The sequence below is a fragment of the Candidatus Paraluminiphilus aquimaris genome, from assembly GCF_026230195.1.
GTDB lineage: Bacteria > Pseudomonadota > Gammaproteobacteria > Pseudomonadales > Halieaceae > Luminiphilus > Luminiphilus aquimaris.
This window is the reverse complement of the sequence record NZ_CP036501.1, coordinates 2,392,049-2,410,165: the sequence shown is the minus strand read 5'-3', so window position 1 is coordinate 2,410,165 and position 18,117 is coordinate 2,392,049. Positions and strand designations below refer to the sequence as shown.

At 53.3% G+C, this 18,117-nt stretch carries 19 protein-coding genes; 18 read left to right on the top strand and 1 reads right to left on the bottom strand.

The genetic code is table 11. From position 1 onward, the window contains the following. Positions 1-69: 69 nt before the first annotated feature. Both secD and secF read left to right on the top strand, forming a co-directional pair. Positions 70-1,977, top strand: a complete 1,908-nt coding sequence (gene secD / locus E0F26_RS11075) for a protein translocase subunit SecD (protein WP_279241721.1) — start codon at positions 70-72, stop codon at positions 1,975-1,977. Continuing rightward, complete coding sequence (secF, locus tag E0F26_RS11070) at positions 1,974-2,888, top strand: protein translocase subunit SecF (protein WP_279241720.1); 915 nt, start codon at positions 1,974-1,976, stop codon at positions 2,886-2,888. Before secD ends, secF begins: the two co-directional genes overlap by 4 nt. Positions 2,889-2,966: 78 nt before the next feature. On the opposite strand, the gene E0F26_RS11065 is transcribed toward secF, so the two are convergent. After that, on the bottom strand, positions 2,967-3,752 hold the full coding sequence (locus E0F26_RS11065) for an inositol monophosphatase family protein (protein ID WP_279241719.1): 786 nt from the start codon (positions 3,750-3,752) through the stop codon (positions 2,967-2,969). 98 nt (positions 3,753-3,850) lie between these two features. On the opposite strand from E0F26_RS11065, the gene E0F26_RS11060 reads away from it, so the two are divergent. The 16 genes from E0F26_RS11060 (at position 3,851) to der (ending at position 18,090) form a co-directional block, all read left to right on the top strand. Continuing rightward, positions 3,851-4,594: an RNA methyltransferase gene (locus E0F26_RS11060; protein ID WP_279241718.1), complete on the top strand. Its 744-nt coding sequence runs from the start codon at positions 3,851-3,853 to the stop codon at positions 4,592-4,594. A gap of 74 nt (positions 4,595-4,668) precedes the next feature. Beyond that, the gene (gene iscR / locus E0F26_RS11055) at positions 4,669-5,136 is read left to right on the top strand and encodes a Fe-S cluster assembly transcriptional regulator IscR (protein ID WP_279241717.1); all 468 of its coding nucleotides are present in this window, start codon (positions 4,669-4,671) and stop codon (positions 5,134-5,136) included. 27 nt (positions 5,137-5,163) lie between these two features. After that, positions 5,164-6,396, top strand: coding sequence for an IscS subfamily cysteine desulfurase (locus tag E0F26_RS11050; protein ID WP_279241716.1), 1,233 nt, complete (start codon positions 5,164-5,166; stop codon positions 6,394-6,396). Positions 6,397-6,425: 29 nt separating this feature from the next. Then, positions 6,426-6,809 (top strand): Fe-S cluster assembly scaffold IscU, encoded by a 384-nt coding sequence (gene iscU, locus E0F26_RS11045; RefSeq protein ID WP_279241715.1) that lies wholly within the window; start codon positions 6,426-6,428, stop codon positions 6,807-6,809. After that, positions 6,809-7,132: an iron-sulfur cluster assembly protein IscA gene (iscA, locus tag E0F26_RS11040; RefSeq protein ID WP_279241714.1), complete on the top strand. Its 324-nt coding sequence runs from the start codon at positions 6,809-6,811 to the stop codon at positions 7,130-7,132. Before iscU ends, iscA begins: the two co-directional genes overlap by 1 nt. A gap of 34 nt (positions 7,133-7,166) precedes the next feature. Beyond that, a complete protein-coding gene (gene hscB / locus E0F26_RS11035) occupies positions 7,167-7,676 on the top strand; it encodes a Fe-S protein assembly co-chaperone HscB (protein ID WP_279241713.1) in 510 nt (169 codons plus the stop codon). A gap of 5 nt (positions 7,677-7,681) precedes the next feature. Beyond that, complete coding sequence (gene hscA, locus E0F26_RS11030) at positions 7,682-9,538, top strand: Fe-S protein assembly chaperone HscA (protein WP_279241712.1); 1,857 nt, start codon at positions 7,682-7,684, stop codon at positions 9,536-9,538. Between the two features lie 11 nt (positions 9,539-9,549). Further along, complete coding sequence (gene fdx / locus E0F26_RS11025; protein WP_279241711.1) at positions 9,550-9,888, top strand: ISC system 2Fe-2S type ferredoxin; 339 nt, start codon at positions 9,550-9,552, stop codon at positions 9,886-9,888. Positions 9,889-10,003: 115 nt separating this feature from the next. Beyond that, positions 10,004-10,429 carry a nucleoside-diphosphate kinase gene (gene ndk, locus E0F26_RS11020; RefSeq protein WP_279241710.1) on the top strand — a complete coding sequence of 142 codons (426 nt, stop codon included), beginning with the start codon at positions 10,004-10,006 and terminating at the stop codon, positions 10,427-10,429. A 12-nt stretch (positions 10,430-10,441) separates the two neighbouring features. After that, positions 10,442-11,578 carry a dual-specificity RNA methyltransferase RlmN gene (gene rlmN, locus E0F26_RS11015; RefSeq protein WP_279241709.1) on the top strand — a complete coding sequence of 379 codons (1,137 nt, stop codon included), beginning with the start codon at positions 10,442-10,444 and terminating at the stop codon, positions 11,576-11,578. A 28-nt stretch (positions 11,579-11,606) separates the two neighbouring features. Continuing rightward, the gene (pilW, locus tag E0F26_RS11010) at positions 11,607-12,368 is read left to right on the top strand and encodes a type IV pilus biogenesis/stability protein PilW (RefSeq protein ID WP_279241708.1); all 762 of its coding nucleotides are present in this window, start codon (positions 11,607-11,609) and stop codon (positions 12,366-12,368) included. 28 nt (positions 12,369-12,396) lie between these two features. Then, entirely contained in the window at positions 12,397-13,524 is a 1,128-nt protein-coding gene (gene ispG / locus E0F26_RS11005; protein ID WP_279241707.1) for a flavodoxin-dependent (E)-4-hydroxy-3-methylbut-2-enyl-diphosphate synthase, read from the top strand. 12 nt (positions 13,525-13,536) lie between these two features. Beyond that, positions 13,537-14,823: a histidine--tRNA ligase gene (gene hisS / locus E0F26_RS11000; protein ID WP_279241706.1), complete on the top strand. Its 1,287-nt coding sequence runs from the start codon at positions 13,537-13,539 to the stop codon at positions 14,821-14,823. Positions 14,824-14,826: 3 nt separating this feature from the next. Beyond that, entirely contained in the window at positions 14,827-15,495 is a 669-nt protein-coding gene (locus E0F26_RS10995; RefSeq protein ID WP_279241705.1) for a YfgM family protein, read from the top strand. Further along, positions 15,492-16,664 (top strand): outer membrane protein assembly factor BamB, encoded by a 1,173-nt coding sequence (gene bamB / locus E0F26_RS10990; RefSeq protein WP_279241704.1) that lies wholly within the window; start codon positions 15,492-15,494, stop codon positions 16,662-16,664. Before E0F26_RS10995 ends, bamB begins: the two co-directional genes overlap by 4 nt. Positions 16,665-16,668: 4 nt before the next feature. Next, a complete protein-coding gene (der, locus tag E0F26_RS10985; protein WP_279241703.1) occupies positions 16,669-18,090 on the top strand; it encodes a ribosome biogenesis GTPase Der in 1,422 nt (473 codons plus the stop codon). The last annotated feature ends 27 nt before the right edge of the window (positions 18,091-18,117 follow it).

Here is an 18,117-nt window from a genome sequence, read left to right as displayed (position 1 = left end):
CCGGCGCCACGCGCTAAACTTCGCGCCGCTTACCCGTGCGGCTAAAAAGCTGGGTGATATGGAGCATCAATGCTGAATCGTTATTCCTTGTGGAAAAATCTTCTCATAGCGTCTGTCGTCGCTATGGGCTTTTACTATGCGGCCCCCAATATTTATGCACCTGATCCTGCCTTGCAGATCGGTGGGTCAAGCGGATCGCAGGGTGTTGATGACGTTGTTTTAGAGCGCGCGAGTTCAGCCTTGAACGACGCGGGTATTGGCCATTTTGGTCAGGAAATTCAACAGTCAGGTAAAACGGGCCTCATCAGACTCGAAGGGCGCGATCAGCAGTTAAGAGCGCAAGCGACGCTGCAGCGGGCATTAGGTGACGGGTATATCGTTGCTCTGAACTTGGCGCCGACAACCCCTGATTGGTTGGTTCGCGGTGCGGCGCAGCCAATGAAGCTGGGCCTTGATTTAAGTGGAGGCGTTCACTTCAAACTCGAGGTCGATGTCGATGCAGCAACCGCTAGGAAGCTTGAGCAATACGAAAACGGCATCAAGCGGCGCTTACGTGAGGAGCGCATTCGCGGTCGCGTTGCGTTGGAAGGTACTCGGGTTGGTATAACGTTCAGGTCGGTTGAGGATCGGGAGCGTGCGCGATCTGAGATTCGCGATCTCTATCCTGAGCTTTTGTTAGACCGTGTCGACGAGACAGGCCCACAACTGTTTGCCGAGGTAACTGAGACCACGATTGCCGAAACAGTGGAATATGCGGTAGCGCAAAACCTTACGACGCTGCGAAACAGGGTGAATGAACTTGGGGTGTCAGAGCCTTTGGTGCAGCGCCAAGGCACGAACCGAATTGTTGTTGAGCTTCCGGGTATTCAGGACACAGCGGAGGCAAAACGAATCCTTGGGAAGGTGGCAAATCTCGAGTTTCGACTTGTCGCCGAAACCAACGCGCCACTCTCGGAGAGACAAAAATTTGAATACCGAGGTGAGACTCGGCAAGGCATGACTGAGTGGTTAGAGCGCGACATCATTATTACGGGTGAGCGCGTGTCGAATGCGGCAGCAAGCTTTGACCAAAACGGCCAGCCAAATGTTCAGATTACCCTCGATGGTGAGGGCGGTATGTTGATGTCGCGCGCCACGAGAGCCAATGTGAAAAGGCGTATGGGCGTTCTATTCATTGAGCGGAAATACCGAACGCTGTACGGCGAGGATGAGAACGGCGAGACGGTCATCACACGCGAGCCCTATGACGAGAAAAGGGTACTTACCGCGCCCGTTATTCAGTCTGCTCTTGGTGCACAATTTCAAATCACGGGACTTGATAGCCCGGGCGAATCCTCTGAGCTTGCATTGATGTTGCGTGCCGGTGCGCTTGCAGCGCCCATTAGTTTCGTTGAAGAGCGCACAGTCGGCCCGTCTTTGGGCGCAGAGAATATTGAGCTTGGCGTGAAGTCACTGCAATTGGGGCTCGCGCTGGTTGTGCTGTTTATGATTGTGTATTACCGGGTGTTTGGTGTCATCGCCGTTGTCGCACTCACAGCTAATCTCATTTTATTGGTGGCCGTGATGTCACTGCTTGGCGCCACGTTAACGCTCCCTGGTATCGCCGGTATCGTGTTAACCGTTGGTATGGCGGTGGACGCTAACGTACTTATTTTCGCGAGAATTCGTGAGGAGCTTGCAGCAGGGACCTCAAATCAGCTGGCTATCCACAGTGGCTTTGAGCGTGCTGTGACAACCATTCTCGATGCCAATATCACTACGCTTATTGTTGCGGTGATTCTGTACGCGGTTGGCACTGGGCCGATTAAGGGCTTTGCAGTGACACTGTCCGTGGGAATCATTACCTCCATGTTCACGGCGATCATGGGTACCCGCGCGCTGGTCAATTTGGTTTACGGCGGAAGGCGAGTTCAGTCGCTCAGCATCGGGCATGTGACAGCGAAACCAACTTCGAAAACTGAGGGAGCTTCTGCATGAAATCGATTGCTTTTATGCGCGGGCGCTTTGTTGCCGCAGCGATCTCAGGTGCGTTACTGCTTACCACCATTGTCTCTTTAGCAACACAGCAGCTCAACTGGGGTTTGGACTTCACCGGTGGAACGCTTATCGAACTCAACTACGAGCAGAGTGCAGACCTCGGGGGCATCAGAGACGAATTAGCGAACAGTGGTTTTGACGGCGCCTTGGTGGTCAGTTTCGGTACGGACCGCGACGTTTTGGTGCGTTTACCCATCAGTTATTCAGATGCGGAAGGCGCTCGTATGGTTGATGTGCTGCGTCAGGCAACAACCCAGTCTATAACGCTTCAGCGTATGGAGTTTGTCGGTCCACAAGTGGGCGATGAGCTACGTGAGCAGGGTGGTCTCGCCATGTTACTGGCGCTTGGACTTGTTTTGATCTACGTGGGTTTTCGCTTCCAAATTAAGTTTGCAATGGGAGCGGTCATCGCTTTGGCGCACGACGTGCTTATCATTCTGGGGTTTTTCTCGCTTACCCGTTTAGAGTTTGACCTCTCTGTATTAGCGGCGATCCTGGCGGTGATTGGCTATTCACTCAACGACACCATCGTTGTGTCAGACCGGATTCGCGAGAACCTTCGGAAGATTCGTAAGATGGAGCCGATGGGCGTCATCGACGTATCACTAAACGAAACACTCGGGCGTACGCTGGTTACGTCTTTAACGACCCTGCTGGTGCTTACGTCGCTCGCGTTACTAGGCGGCGATATGATCTTTGGCTTCGCTATTGCGCTTTTAGTCGGTGTAACCGTCGGTACGTATTCTTCGATTTACGTCGCCTCGACGTCGCTTCTGGCGTTGGGTGTCACGAAAGAAGATGTCGCCATACCGGTTAAAGAGGGTGAGGATCAAGACGCAATCGCGCCTTAAGGCTTTGTTCTGAGCCAGGTCCTTGGATTGAATCCAAGGTTTTACCGTTCAGGTGCCTACCGTCTGAGTGCGGGCGCTTTAGCGAATAGCAGCTGCGAGTTGCTTGAGTAGTTTAGGGTTGGCACAGACGATATCGCCGTTGCCACCCAAAACGTCATCGCTGCCTTGGAAGTTTGTAATCAGTCCGCCGGACTCACGAATGAGCAGCGCACCCGCGGCGATATCCCAAGGCTTTAAACCGGCTTCCCAGAAACCATCGAGCCTGCCTGCCGCCACGTATGCAAGATCAAGCGCCGCGGCCCCCGCCCTGCGCACGCCCATCGAGCTTCCTGCGACTTGCCCGAGACCCTTTACGTACCAATCCATTTGATCGTCGCAGTTCCCGAGCCACGGTGTGCCGGTACCGAAAAGACATTCGCGCATATCCGTGCGATCTGACACTCTCATACGACGGCCATTTAGCTGCGCACCGCGCCCGCGTGACGCCGTGAATTCCTCTTGTTTGACCGGATCTAAGACGACCGCATGCTCGAGCTTCCCTGCTTTGATGCAAGCCATGCTGATCGCGTAGTGCGGAATGCCGCGCATGAAGTTACTAGTGCCATCCAGCGGATCAATAACCCACACGTACTCCGCGTGGTCTGGACCGGTCCTACCGCTCTCTTCACAGATAAATGCATGATCTGGGTAGGTGTTTTGGAGGTTGTACAAAAGCTCTCGCTCTGCAGCCAGATCGACCTCAGTCACGAAGTCTGCTTTGCCTTTTGCTTCAAAACGCAAGCGGGTGAGGTCATCAGAAGCCCGAACAATCAGGTTACCTGCTTTTCGTGCTGCGCGTAGCGCGATGTTGACCATTGGTTCCATGAGCGTGTCCAGGCTTGCGTGGGGGCGCGATCATATCAAGAAGCACGCGCCGCCGTCAGGTTTTGATACACTCGCCGCGCATTATTACAGGCTCTTCTATGAATTCTCAAAACATACAGGTCGTATTGGTCAATCCCTCACATCCAGGAAACATCGGAGCGGTTGCTCGTGCCATGAAAAATATGGGGCTTAACCACCTTGTTCTGGTCGCACCCCGTAAATTTCCCGACCCCGAGGCGCAGTGGCGAGCGGCATCTGCAGTGGACATTATTGATAATGCACGTGTCGTTGAGACGCTTGATGAGGCGATTGGTGACAGTCAGTTCGTCGTTGGTACCAGTGCGCGTGATCGCCGAATCCCCTGGCCTGTTCAAGATGCGCGTCTCACGGCGGCTCGAATAGTTGAGAGATCGGTTAAAGAAAAGGTATCAATACTGTTCGGGCGCGAAGACAGTGGCTTAAACAACGAGGAGTTGCGTCGGTGCAACCTGCACTGTCACATACCGACTCACCCTGACTATGAGTCGCTGAACTTGTCGATGGCAGTGCAAATTGTCTGTTACGAGATCCGTATGGCTGAGCTTGAAGGAACGCTGCCTTCCGATGAGGACTCACATTGGGAGAACCCCTTTGCGACCTCTCAAGACATGGAGTACTTCTATCAGCATTTGGAAGAAACGCTTGTAGAGCTTGAGTTTTTAAACCCTGCAGCCCCAAAGCAATTGATGACGCGCCTTCGACGTTTGTATAACCGAGTTCGCCTTGACGACATGGAAGTCCAAATATTGCGAGGTATTTTGAAGGAAACTCGACGGGTAATTCGCGAAAAAGGCACGAATTAACCCTATAAGCTGGTCCCCAAGGTAATTCTTGACTAAACTAGTCAGGTATTATGTAAGAGCGTCATGCGAAACACATGAAACTGACCACTCGGGGCCGCTACGCGGTGACAGCCATGCTTGATCTAGCGATCCATGGCGACAAGCAGCCGATCACACTTGCCGATATTTCTCAGCGGCAGGAGATCTCGCTGTCATATCTTGAGCAACTGTTTTCTAAGTTGCGCAGAGAGGACCTAGTGCGCAGTGTGAGAGGCCCCGGCGGAGGCTACCAGCTCGCCAGGAATTTCGATGCCATTTTTGTCGCTCAAATTATCGATGCCGTTGACGAATCTATCGATGCCACGAACTGTCAGGGTAGAGGTGATTGTAATCACGGCGAGGTGTGTTTAACCCATCACCTATGGCAAGACCTGTCAGATCAAATACACGGTTTTTTAAGCGGCATAAGCTTGGAAGACCTCGTGAAGCGCGGTGGGTTTAGAGCAAGCAGTTACATGGCGGGCATGGTAGACGCTCAGCCATTAACCATTAGAGATCAATAGACTCAACAGTCTGAGGAAGAGAGCAATATGGGAAAGGCCGAAACGATTAATGTGCCCATTTACCTAGACTACCTGTCTACGACCCCCGTAGACCCTCGGGTCGTGGAGGCCATGACACGGTGCCTTTCCATGGACGGTGTGTTTGGCAATCCCGCTTCTCGGTCGCATCAGTACGGGTGGAAAGCCGAGGAGGCGATTGAAAATGCGCGCTGTCAGGTGGCAGAGCTCATTAACGCTGATCCTCGCGAGGTCGTTTGGACGTCGGGCGCAACGGAGTCAGACAATCTTGCGATCAAAGGTGCGGCCCATTTTTACCAGCGTAAAGGCAAGCACATCATTACCTCCAAAATCGAGCACAAAGCGGTTTTAGATACCTGCCGTCAGCTTGAGCGTGAAGGTTTTGAGGTCACGTATTTGGAGCCAAATGAGGACGGATTGACCACCCCTGAGATGATTGCGGCTGCGCTGCGCGAAGATACGACTGTGGTCAGCGTCATGCACGCCAACAACGAGATTGGCGTGGTGAACGACATAGCAGGAATCGGCGAGGTATGTCGTGAGCGAGGTGTGATTTACCACGTGGACGCGGCTCAGAGCACGGGCAAGCTCCCGCTCGATATGGAGGCGATGAAAGTCGATCTGCTATCGATTTCAGCACACAAAATGTACGGCCCTAAAGGCATCGGTGCGCTGTATGTTCGTCGTAAACCACGTGTGCGCATCGAGGCGCAAATGCACGGTGGTGGCCATGAGCGCGGAATGCGGTCAGGGACGCTAGCAACGCACCAAATTGTGGGTCTGGGCGAGGCTGCACGTATTGCGACGGAAGAGATGCAGGCAGAGGGCGATCGCCTTATGGGGCTGCGACAGCGCTTCTGGGATGCGATCAATGACATTCCACAAGTGCACATTAATGGTTCACGCGATCATCGGTTGCCGGGTGCGCTGAATGTGAGTTTTGCGTTTGTAGAGGGCGAGTCACTGCTCATGTCGCTCAAAGACCTCGCCATCTCAAGTGGCTCTGCATGTACCTCGGCTAGCTTGGAACCCTCTTACGTGTTGAGAGCCCTGGGCCTCAACGATGAGCTGGCTCACAGTTCATTACGTTTTAGTTTCGGAAGATTTACCACAGAAGACGATGTTGATCAGGCGGCACAGAGCGTGCGTCATGCCGTTGACAAACTACGTGAGCTCTCGCCACTTTGGGATATGTACCAAGACGGCATTGATCTCGACACGATTGAATGGGCAGCGCACTAATTAGCGATTTGCGCTTACAGGAGTAAGTTATGGCTTACAGCGAAAAAGTAATTGATCACTATGAAAATCCTCGCAATGTAGGAAAGCTCGACGCTGATAGCGACAGCGTCGGCACGGGTATGGTGGGAGCACCTGCCTGTGGCGACGTCATGCGCCTTCAGATTCGGGTCAACGACGAAGGTGTCATTGAAGACGCCAAGTTTAAGACCTATGGCTGTGGCTCTGCGATTGCCTCAAGTTCGCTGCTCACCGAGTGGGTAAAAGGTAAAAAGCTTGAAGAAGCCGAGGCCATTAAAAACACTGAAATTGCTCAGGAGCTTGCCTTGCCGCCGGTTAAAATTCACTGCTCTGTCCTTGCAGAGGATGCCATCAAGGCTGCGGTTAAAAACTTCCGGGAAAAGCGAGGCGAATAATGGCCATTAGTGTCACAGCCGCTGCCGCCGAACATGTCGGTAAACAGCTTGCCGCGCGCGGACGCGGTGAGGGTATTCGCATCGGTGTAAAGACCTCGGGTTGTTCAGGGCTCGCCTATGTGCTCGAGTTCGTGGACGATCAAGACCCCAGTGACTCGGTCTTTGAAGTCGATGGTGTGCGCGTCTTTGTCGACCCGAAAAGTTTGGTCTACCTAGACGGCACTATCGTCGATTTTGCGCGTGAAGGGCTCAATGAGGGGTTGGAGTTTCGCAATCCCAATGTTGCCGGTGAGTGCGGTTGCGGTGAGAGCTTCACGGTCTAATCAAGATTGACAGACAGAGTTAAAGCGAGGTCCTGTGACCAATCATTTTACGTCATTTGATCTTGATCCTGCGTTCAGTATTGACCTCGATATGTTAGAACAGCGGTACGAGCAATTGATGGCGATATGCCATCCGGATAGATACGCGGGAGCGCCGACCTTTGAGCAGAACGCGGCGGCCAAGCGGGCTGCCGACATCAACGAAGCGTACAATGTGCTCAAACACCCCGTGGATCGTGCTGGTCATTTATTACAGCTCTGGGGTGTGGACCTATCGGTCTTGGAGCGCCAACCGGCAGACCCCGAATTCTTATTCGAACAAATGCTCCTAAGAGAAAAGGTGCAGGAGTTTGAAACGTTGAGCGCGGACTCATCCGCCGATCTTGTTGCGGATATTGATGTCGCGTACAAGCAGACTCAGGAGAAGTTCATTACGTACTTTGAGGCGGGAGATGTCACGCAGGCTTCCGCCGCATGGGTAGAGTTTCATTTTCAGCAGAAGCTTAGTGATGAGCTGAAGCGTGCGCGGGATCAAAGGGGATAGCCGCCGTGTTATTGCAAATTTCAGAACCCGACAGTGGTCAGGTGCCTCAGCGCGAGCGCAAGAGAGGGCTCGGCATTGACCTTGGTACAACAAATAGTTTGGTCGCCGTAAAAACGGCGTCAGGTGTTGAAGTTATTAAGGACGCGACGGGTGAGGTTTTGCTGCCGTCGGTCGTGAACTTTGGTGAGGTTGTCCTTGTCGGCCATGAGGCCAAGGCCACCGCAAGCAGTGATCCCAAAAATACGATCGTATCGGCAAAGCGATTAATGGGACGTTCGCGTGAGGACCTTACGGTATCTCAGACGATGGGTTTGGCCGATTCAGACCGGCTCGCCTTCGATACGGATTTTGGCGAAAAAACACCTGTTGAAGTTTCAAGCGAGATCTTGCGCGCGCTTGCAAAACGGGCCAAGGAAAATGCCGCGGCAGAAGTCGACGGCGTCGTTATAACCGTTCCTGCTTACTTTGATGACAGTCAACGCCAGGCCACCCGCCAAGCAGCCGAGTTGGCCGGCTTGAACGTGTTGCGCATGTTGAATGAGCCTACGGCTGCAGCGGTTGCCTACGGTTTGGATGAGTCTATCGACGAGTCGAGTGTTGTTGCCGTTTATGATCTTGGCGGTGGCACCTTTGATATTTCGATACTTCGTATGGAGCGCGGCCTATTACGGGTTCTCGCGACGGGTGGTGACAGTGCCCTCGGCGGAGATGATTTCGATGAATGCATTGTTGATTGGCTACTTAAAGCCTGGTCTTTGAGTCATCCAACCTACGCTGAGCAACGCGAGTTAATGGGCATTGCGCGTGAAATTAAGGAGTCACTGACCCAGCTTGATGCGATATCGGTCTTGCCTCCATCGTTTTGTTCGGACAGAGAAGAACTGACCTTAAGCCGAGAGGAATTTAATACGCTTACCCGAGGCCTTGTTGTGAGAACGCTTGATGCCTGTCGGCAGGCCATGTCGGATGCGGGCATAACTGATGTGACACAGGTTGTGCTTGTGGGTGGGTCGACCCGTATGCCCGTTATCGGCATTGAGGTGGCAGACTTTTTTGGATGTGAGCCCCTGTGCACACTAGACCCTGATCAAGTCGTAGCCTTGGGTGCGGCGATGCAGGCCGATGTGTTGGTCGGCAATGGTGATGGCGGTGAAGCACTCTTATTGGACGTTATTCCTTTGTCACTCGGTCTGGAAACATACGGTGGGCTGATCGAAAAAATTATTCCTCGAAATTCGGTGCTGCCGGTTGCGAAAGCGCAGGAATTCACCACCGCAAAAGATGGGCAAACCGGTCTTGTTGTCCACGTGTTGCAGGGTGAGCGGGAGCGCGTCGAAGACTGCCGTTCACTTGCTAGATTTGAGCTGAGCGGTATTCCTCCGATGGTTGCTGGTGCTGCACGTATACGTGTGACATTCAAAGTCGATGCAGATGGACTCTTAGAGGTTTCAGCGCGCGAGGAAATAACAGGCACCGAGACAAGTCTTGTCGTGAAGCCCTCTTTTGGTTTATCTGACGATGAGGTCGCCCTGATGTTGCGCTCAAGTCAGCAGAATGCGGCAGAAGATATGCAGGCACGGCAACTACGAGAGGCGAGAGTTGAAGCGGAATCGTTGCTTCATGGTCTCGCGGGTGCACTCGAGGCCGACGGTGATTTGTTGAGTGCTGAAGAGCGTGGCGAACTTGAGAGTACCGCGGCTGCGCTGGTTAATATCATCGAGGGCGATGATGTTGAGGCCATTCGCCAACGAACCGAGACATTGGGACAAGCTTCTCTTACCTTTGCCGAGCGTCGGATGGACAGAAGTATAAAGAGTGCTCTGAGCGGTGTAGCCGTCTCGGAGCTTGATGACTCAGATTAGAGAGAACGTAAATGCCACAGATTATCGTATTACCCCATCATGAGTTTTGCCCCGACGGCGCTGCGGTCGAGGCTGAGAGTGGGCAGAGTGTGTGTGATGTGTTGCTGTCCAATGACATCGATATTGAGCACGCCTGCGAGATGTCATGTGCCTGTACCACCTGCCATGTCATTGTGAGAGAAGGCTTCGATTCGCTCAGCGAGGCCGATGAGCTCGAGGAGGATTATCTCGACAAAGCGTGGGGACTGGAGCCTGAGTCCCGGCTTTCCTGCCAAGCACTTGTCGGGAGTGAGCCGCTCGTGGTCGAAATTCCGCGCTATACGATCAACCACGCGTCGGAGAAGCATTAATAAGCACACTTTTGGTGCAATGACAGGGTGAGTCAAAGTCCGTATACTCCGCGCGCGCTGGCGGTCCTGCGACTTCAAGCGGGCCCCTAATTTTATCGATCCTCAGGAGATGACCATGTCCGTCGAACAAACTCTTTCAATTATCAAGCCTGACGCTGTTGCGAAAAACGTCACAGGTCAGATCAATGCGCGCTTCGAAGCTGCTGGTTTGCAGATTGTCGCGCAGAAAATGCTGCGCTTGTCGGATGACGTGGCGGGCGGTTTCTACGCAGAGCACAAAGAGCGTCCATTTTATCCGGATCTCGTCTCTTTCATGACGTCAGGACCCGTGGTTGTTCAGGTGCTAGAGGGTGAGGGCGCTATTCTAAAGAACCGCGAACTGATGGGCGCAACAAATCCTGCTGAGGCCGATGCTGGCACTATTCGTGCAGATTTTGCTAACTCAATCGATGCAAACGCGGTTCATGGTTCTGACTCGCCAGCTTCCGCTGCGCGCGAGATTGCTTACTTTTTCGCTGCCAGCGACCTCTGTAGTCGGTAACCGCGGGTTACGATGCCGGAAGCGTTAATCGCAACGTCCAATCCGGCCAGCAAAGTAAACTTGCTGGGCATGACCCGTGCCCAGCTAGAAAGCTATTTTGACGAGCTGGGCGAGAAAAAGTTTCGCGCTCAGCAAGTCATGAAATGGATGCACCACCAAGGCGTCCGTGATTTTCAAGCGATGACGAATCTCGGTAAGGCGCTTAGAGATAAGCTCGCCTCTTGCGCTGAAATAACGCCACCGGAAATTGAAAGTCAGCAAGATTCAACCGACGGCACCCGAAAGTGGGCGATCAAGGTCGACGGGGGTGCACTGGTAGAGGCGGTCCTGATACCGGAAGGCGACCGCGCCACGCTGTGCGTGTCCTCCCAGGTGGGTTGTAGTCTTGATTGCAAGTTTTGTTCAACGGGCAAGCAGGGGTTTCAGCGGGACCTAACCTCCGCCGAGATCATTGGTCAGGTTTGGTTGGCCATCAATTCATACGATGGCTGGCAAGCGGGCAACGGACGAGTTGTCACGAACGTTGTGATGATGGGCATGGGTGAGCCCCTGCTTAACTTCGATAACGTCGTCAGTTCCATGGAACTCATGTGTGATGACCTCGCTTACGGCTTATCAAAGCGCAAGGTGACGTTGTCGACCTCTGGTGTTGTACCTGCGCTTGACCGTTTAGCAGAGCTCTCAGATGTGAGTCTTGCTGTGTCACTGCATGCACCGAATGACGCCATTCGTAATGAGATTGTTCCCATCAATCGGCGCTATCCCATTGCCAAACTCCTCGACTCCGCGCGCGCATACATTGATGCGCAGACGGACAAAAAACGCGTCGTGACCATCGAGTACACGTTGCTGGCGGGCGTTAATGACCAAGTAGAGCATGCGCATGAGCTTGCAGTCCTACTCAAGGATTACCCCTGCAAAATTAATCTCATCCCATTCAATGACTTCCCTAATTCTGGCTATCAACGTCCGAGCGGGAATGCCGTCTCGCGGTTTTGGAAGGTCTTGATGGAAGCGGGATTCATCGTCACAGTAAGAACCACACGTGGCGACGATATTGACGCCGCCTGCGGTCAGTTAGTTGGCGATGTGAACGATCGAACAAAGCGGTCAGAACGTTATAGAGCTCAGTACGAAGAATTAGAATAGTTTTCACAACACAGAGGTGGCACTGCGGATGAAAAACCGACTGATAGCACTATTACTCGCCGTAACGGCCGGGTGCGTCACCGAAACCCAAGGTCCTGAGCCCGTTGTCGTTGACGACAAGCAGGCTATTTCTCAGCGTGTCGCACTGGCTCGGCAATATATAGGTGCCGGGGATTGGGACAACGCCAAACGCAATTTGGAGCTCGCAGCGAGTATTGACGAGGATAACCCCGAGGTATTGGAGGCGTTTGCCTTGGTATTTCAAAGCACGGGCGAATTCGAGCTTGCGGCAGCCAATTTCACCCGCGCACTGGAGGGAGGTGCTGGGTCTCGAGCGCGCAATAATTACGCGGCATTTCTGTTCTCGCAAGGTCAATATCAGCAGTCTGCGGACGAGTTTCGGGAGGTAACCGCCGATACGCTTTACAGCGGCCGCCCTCGCGCTTTTGTGAACCTCGGTCTGGCCTTGCTGCAACTCGGTAATACCAACGAGGCGCGTCAAGCCTTTACGCGGAGCTTGTTCATGGATTCGCGAAATCCAACTGCGTTACTCGAATTAACACAGATTTCACTGACTGAGGGTGATGTCGAGGCCGCGAGTGGGTATTATGCAAGTTACCGCCAGAGCGTACGTGGTCAAAGTGCACGGGCTCTGATACTCGGTGTTGAGATCGCGCGTCTTTCCGGCGACGCTGACTTAGAGGCCAGTAATTTACTGTCGCTAAGAAACCTCCACGCTGAGGCACCTATTTACAAGGTGTGGAGTGCTGCGCAGTTGGAGCAGCGATAATACGATAAGAAAAGTAGGGGAACTCTCCATGAGTCAGGCTTCGCCCATTAAGCGCCGTAAGAGTCGTCAGATAATGGTTGGCAACGTGCCTGTGGGTGGAGATGCACCCATAAGTGTTCAAAGTATGACGAATACCGAGACCTGCGATGTGCAGGCAACGGTTGGCCAGATCACAGCGATTGCGGAAGCGGGTGCGGACATCGTACGTGTCTCTGTTCCGAGCATGGAGGCCGCTGAGGCATTTAAAGCCATTCGAAAAAAATCCCCCGTTCCGTTGGTCGCCGATATTCACTTTGATCACAAAATTGCTTTGAAAGTTGCTGAGTACGGTGTCGACTGCTTAAGGATTAATCCGGGCAATATCGGCAAAGAGCAGAAGGTGCGTGAGGTCATAGCGGCCTGCAAAGACAAAGGCATACCGATAAGAATTGGTGTGAATGCCGGCTCCCTGGGTAAGGAGTTGATGCGCAAGTATCCGGAGCCAACATCAGAAGCGCTCATTGAGTCGGCGCTCAAAAACGTCGATATATTAGATAGACATGACTTCCCCGATTTCAAAGTGAGTGTAAAGGCTTCCGAGGTGTTTATGGCAGTCGCCGCTTACAGGGGCCTTGCTGCTCAGATAGAGCAACCGCTGCATCTCGGAATTACTGAGGCCGGTGCGCTGCGCGGTGGCACAGTGAAATCTGCCGTTGGGCTGGGCATGCTACTCATGGAAGGTATCGGCGACACCTTGCGTGTGTCGTTGGCGGCAGACCCTGTTGAAGAGGTAAAAGTCGGGTTTGAGATCCTTAAGAGTCTCAAATTGCGGGCGAACGGCATTAATTTCATTGCCTGTCCGAGTTGCTCGCGACAAAACTTTGATGTCATCGGTACAATGAACGAATTAGAGCGGCGGTTAGAAGATATTCGCACGCCCATGGACGTTGCCGTAATCGGCTGCATTGTTAATGGACCGGGCGAAGCCCGTGAAGCGGATGTGGGCATGACCGGTGCTACTCCGTCTAACTTGATCTACCTCGATGGTGAGCCTGATCATAAAGTGAGCAACAACAACTTTGTTGACCATTTAGAGGCTACCATTAGGAAGCGTGCTGAGAATCTGGAAGCGCAGCGCGCCCGCGATGACGCGGAGATTATTTCCAGTAGTCAGTAGGACACGTAATTCATGAGTCAGTACCGAGCGATTCGGGGAATGGTGGACATTCTTCCCGACGACACCCCGTTGTGGCAGATGCTAGAGCAGACGGCGAGTGACGTGCTGGGTGCGCATGGCTACCAGGAGATTCGAACGCCCATCGTCGAGAGCACTGATTTATTTGCTCGCTCGATCGGTGAGGTTACCGATATCGTGGAGAAGGAAATGTACTCGTTTCCTGATCGCAACGACGAGAGTTTGTCGCTACGCCCAGAGGGCACAGCCAGTACCGTTCGTGCCATGGTTCAGCATAATCTCATACAGTCCCCTCAGCGTGTTTGGTATAGAGGACCTATGTTTCGGTACGAGCGTCCTCAGAAAGGCCGACAACGGCAGTTTCATCAGCTGGGTGTCGAAGCATTTGGGATAGCAACGCCAGACCTGGACGCCGAATTATTGCTAATGTGCCGCCAGTGGTGGAAGCGCTTAGGGATCGATGATGTGCTCACTCTCGAGCTCAATACGATCGGCTCCGGTGAGGCACGCCAGCGGTACAAGGCGGCATTAACCGACTATTTACGAGGCCATTTTGACGCTCTCGACGACGACAGTCAGCGCCGTCTCGATACAAACCCTCTTCGTATACTCGACACTAAGTCCGAATCGACGCAGGCAGTGCTTAAAGGCGCGCCCTCAATGTCGACGTTTCTCGATGATGAGTCGCGTGCGCACCACGATCGACTTTGCGAATTACTCAGCCTTGCGGGTCTCTCGTTTGTCCCTAACCCCAATCTGGTTCGGGGTCTCGACTATTACAATAAGACCGTCTTTGAGTGGACGACCGATAAGCTGGGTGCGCAAGCAACGGTTTGTGGCGGTGGACGTTACGACGCCATGGTGAGCCAGTTTGGGGGTCGCGATACCGCTGGTTGTGGTTTCGCAGCGGGATTGGAGCGCTTAATTTTGCTCCTGCAAGCGCTCGATGTGGAAGCCTCTGCAGATCCCGATTTGTACATTATTAGCAGTGATGAAAATGCACTTGGCAAAGCGATGCTCGAGGCAGATAGAATACGCAGCGAATTTCCCACCCTGAATGTTGTCCAACATTTGGGGGGCGGTAGTTTCAAGAGTCAGTTCAAACGAGCTGATAAGAGTGGTGCAGCATGGGCCATGGTTTTTGGTGAAGAAGAAGTTGCCCAGGGCACGGTTACCTTAAAGCCGCTTAGGTCTCGAGATGAGCAAATGACGCTCGATCGAGAAGGATTGAACAAGTTTTTGGCCCAGCTGGAAGCGCTGGCGCAGGATGTTGAGGAGTAAGGTGTGGCAGATCATCTTCAAGAAGAAGAGCAGATAGACGCAATTAAGCAGTGGTGGCAGGAAAATAAAGTCTCGGTAATTGGCGCGATTGTGCTGACGCTGGGTGGTTCGTTTGGCTGGTCTCAATACCAAGACTACACCTCGGCTACCGCGATTGCCGCAGCCGATACCTACGATGAGATCTTGCTCGAGCGAGCGTCAGGAGAGTCTGCCGATCAGCTCGCTATGCTGGCGGACACAATTCGTGATGAAAACGGGTCGATTGCCTTTGCAGAGTTTGCCGCTTTGCAAGTAGCGGCAGCGGCCGCTGAGGAAGGCGATTTCGAACAAGCGCAAATTGAGCTGGAAAAGGTGATGGCGGGTGTCGAGGTCGATTCCACACTGGGACAACTTGCACAGCTCAGGCTCGCGAAGGTAAAAGCTGCCCTTGGTCAAGAGGAAGCGGCCATCGCAATTCTTGAACTGGGCAGCGATTCGTTCCCAGTGAGCTATGCGCAAGTGCTTGGCGACATCCATCTTGCCGCAGGACGGGAAGCGGCAGCGCTTGAAGCGTATCAGACAGCGAAAGCTGCCTCGTTAATGCTTGGCGGACAATCAGGTCTCATTGATTTGAAAGTAAGCGGTTTGTCACTTCGCACTGAGCAGCCGGTTTCTGAGGATGCGCCTCAATGAGGTTGTCGCGGCTTCTTTTAATTACGGCGCTTACCGTAACAATGACGGGGTGCAGTACCGTTCAGGGTTGGTTTGATTCAGAGGGTGAAGACCTCACTGCACCGGTCGAACTCGAGAAAATCGACGCGCTGGTAAAGGTTAAAAAGCGCTGGTCCACATCGGTAGGTGATGGGCAAGGAAAAGGGTTTTTCAAAATACGTCCGGCTCTGTCAGAGGGCGTCCTGTACGTGGCATCCAGTGACGGTGAGGTTGCGGCGATTGATGCTGTAGATGGTGATAAGCGCTGGAGCGTCTCGCTGGAGCGACCTCTATCCGGAGGTGTGGGCTACCATGCGGGCGGTTTGTACCTGGGTGGCGCTGATGGCTCAGTGCTTCAACTTTCAGCTGATGACGGCTCCATGGTTTGGGAAGCGACCGTATCGGGCGAAGTGCTCGCGGCGCCAGCGGTCTCCGATGACTGGGTCATCGTGCAAACGTATGACGGTAAGCTGCTGGGTTTTGAAACGGGTGCAGAGACACCAACGTGGACTTACACCAGTGATGTCCCAGTGCTAACCCTTCGAGGGACCTCAACCCCTCTGCTTATTGGCGATAATGCGATTGCAGGCTTTGGCGATGGCAAAGTGGTGGCCATTGATTTGGATTCGGGCAATGTCTCTTGGGAGTCTCGTATTGGAATTCCCCAAGGTGGATCCGAGATCGATCGAATTGTCGATATCGATGGAGTGATGACCGTTCAAGGTATTGAACTCTTCGTATCAAGTTATCAGGGGCGCGTCGCTGCGCTTGATATACGCACGGGTAGGAAGCTGTGGCAGCAAAATGTGTCATCGGTCACAGGCACCTCGGTGGGCTTTGGTAACGTCTACGTCGCAGATGTCGATGGCACGGTCAGTGCATTTCTGAGAAATGGGCAGGGTGCCCGTTGGCAGAATATTGAGCTTGGCTACCGCGAGTTGTCCCGGCCAACGCCGGTAAAAAGCTATGTCGCAACGGTAGATCTTGAGGGGTACCTGCATTTGCTTTCGCAAGTTGATGGCGTGATTGTCGGACGCTTGAAGATCGCCGGAGGGCCTGCGCGTGCTGACATGATCTCTGATAACGGTCGGTTGTTTATTCTCGATGACGACGGCAAGTTATCGGCCTTCGACCTGGAATCGTCGGACTGACACAATGATACCTGTCATCGCCTTAGTTGGGCGTCCCAATGTAGGGAAGTCGACCCTGTTTAATCAGTTGACTAAGTCGCGAGATGCCCTAGTAGCTGACTACTCAGGTCTAACCCGAGACCGCAAATACGGTGAAGGGCGGCTGGGTGAGCAGCGTTTCATGGTGATTGATACTGGCGGTATCACGGGTGAGGAGCAAGGAATCGATGCTGCGATGGCAGCACAATCCCTAGCCGCTATCGATGAGGCCGACGTGGTCCTGTTGATGGTGGACGGCCGCTCAGGGCTTCAGGTTGGCGATCAATCCTTGGTGCGGCTATTACGTGAACGCAGTAAACCTTTTGAGCTCGTAGTCAATAAGATCGACGGTGTTGGCGAGGATGTTGCCGCCAGTGACTTTCATAGCTTAGGCGTAGGGGCGCTCCACACGATTGCTGCAACGCACAATCGTGGGATTCGCTCAATGATCACCGAGGTTCTTGAGCCCTTTGATGCTGAGACTCCTGAACCCATGGAGCTCGATAGCGGTATTCGCGTCGCCATTGTGGGTCGCCCGAATGTGGGTAAGTCAACGCTGGTTAATCGCTTACTCGGCGAAGAACGGGTGGTTGTATTCGATCAGCCCGGTACGACTCGCGACAGTGTGTTTATCGAGTTTGAGCGTCATGGGCATGCTTACACCTTGATCGATACGGCGGGTGTTCGGCGACGCAAAAATGTTAAAGAGACTGTCGAGAAGTTCTCCATTGTAAAAACACTCAAAGCCATCGATCAGGCAAATGTAGTTATTTTGCTCATGGATGCGCGCGAGGGAGTTGTCGAGCAGGACCTTCATTTGTTAGGTCAGTGTATCGAGGCCGGAAGGGGTCTCGTAGTTGCCATCAATAAGTGGGACGGCATGGACGCCGATGAGCGCGACCGTGTCAAAGTCGAGTTACAGCGACGACTGTTATTTGTGGATTATGCGGATATTCACTTTATTTCTGCATTGCACGGGACAGGCGTTGGGCACCTATACGAATCAATTCACGGCGCTTACGAGTCCGCGACGCGAAAATTAACGACGCCCCGGTTAACTAAGTTACTCGAAGATATTATTTCCAGCCATCCACCTCCGATGGTCAGCGGTCGACGTGTAAAACTGCGTTACGCGCACATGGGTGGACACAACCCCCCACGTATCGTGATTCACGGTAACTCCACGGAAAACTTACCTCAAAGCTATGTGCGCTATCTGGAAAATAGTTTTCGTCGCGAGTTGGAGCTATCCGGCACACCGATTCGGATTGAATTGCGCACCGGCGAGAACCCGTATGCGGGTCGGCGCAATAAGTTAACTGAGCGACAAGTCCAGCGTCGGCGTCGCATGGTGTCTCACATCAAGAAATCCGAGAAAAAGCGCAAGAGTAAAAAGACGCAGTCGTAAGGCCGCACCGGCAAACGACCATTTATT

Excerpts from the sequence above, each read along its gene's own strand:
- secD (WP_279241721.1), top strand. The coding sequence starts at position 70 with ATGCTGAATCGTTATTCCTTGTGGAAAAATCTTCTCATAGCGTCTGTC.
- secF (WP_279241720.1), top strand. The coding sequence starts at position 1,974 with ATGAAATCGATTGCTTTTATGCGCGGGCGCTTTGTTGCCGCAGCGATC.
- E0F26_RS11065 (WP_279241719.1), bottom strand. The coding sequence starts at position 3,752 with ATGGAACCAATGGTCAACATCGCGCTACGCGCAGCACGAAAAGCAGGT.
- E0F26_RS11060 (WP_279241718.1), top strand. The coding sequence starts at position 3,851 with ATGAATTCTCAAAACATACAGGTCGTATTGGTCAATCCCTCACATCCA.
- iscR (WP_279241717.1), top strand. The coding sequence starts at position 4,669 with ATGAAACTGACCACTCGGGGCCGCTACGCGGTGACAGCCATGCTTGAT.
- E0F26_RS11050 (WP_279241716.1), top strand. The coding sequence starts at position 5,164 with ATGGGAAAGGCCGAAACGATTAATGTGCCCATTTACCTAGACTACCTG.
- iscU (WP_279241715.1), top strand. The coding sequence starts at position 6,426 with ATGGCTTACAGCGAAAAAGTAATTGATCACTATGAAAATCCTCGCAAT.
- iscA (WP_279241714.1), top strand. The coding sequence starts at position 6,809 with ATGGCCATTAGTGTCACAGCCGCTGCCGCCGAACATGTCGGTAAACAG.
- fdx (WP_279241711.1), top strand. The coding sequence starts at position 9,550 with ATGCCACAGATTATCGTATTACCCCATCATGAGTTTTGCCCCGACGGC.
- ndk (WP_279241710.1), top strand. The coding sequence starts at position 10,004 with ATGTCCGTCGAACAAACTCTTTCAATTATCAAGCCTGACGCTGTTGCG.
- rlmN (WP_279241709.1), top strand. The coding sequence starts at position 10,442 with ATGCCGGAAGCGTTAATCGCAACGTCCAATCCGGCCAGCAAAGTAAAC.
- pilW (WP_279241708.1), top strand. The coding sequence starts at position 11,607 with ATGAAAAACCGACTGATAGCACTATTACTCGCCGTAACGGCCGGGTGC.
- ispG (WP_279241707.1), top strand. The coding sequence starts at position 12,397 with ATGAGTCAGGCTTCGCCCATTAAGCGCCGTAAGAGTCGTCAGATAATG.
- hisS (WP_279241706.1), top strand. The coding sequence starts at position 13,537 with ATGAGTCAGTACCGAGCGATTCGGGGAATGGTGGACATTCTTCCCGAC.
- bamB (WP_279241704.1), top strand. The coding sequence starts at position 15,492 with ATGAGGTTGTCGCGGCTTCTTTTAATTACGGCGCTTACCGTAACAATG.
- der (WP_279241703.1), top strand. The coding sequence starts at position 16,669 with ATGATACCTGTCATCGCCTTAGTTGGGCGTCCCAATGTAGGGAAGTCG.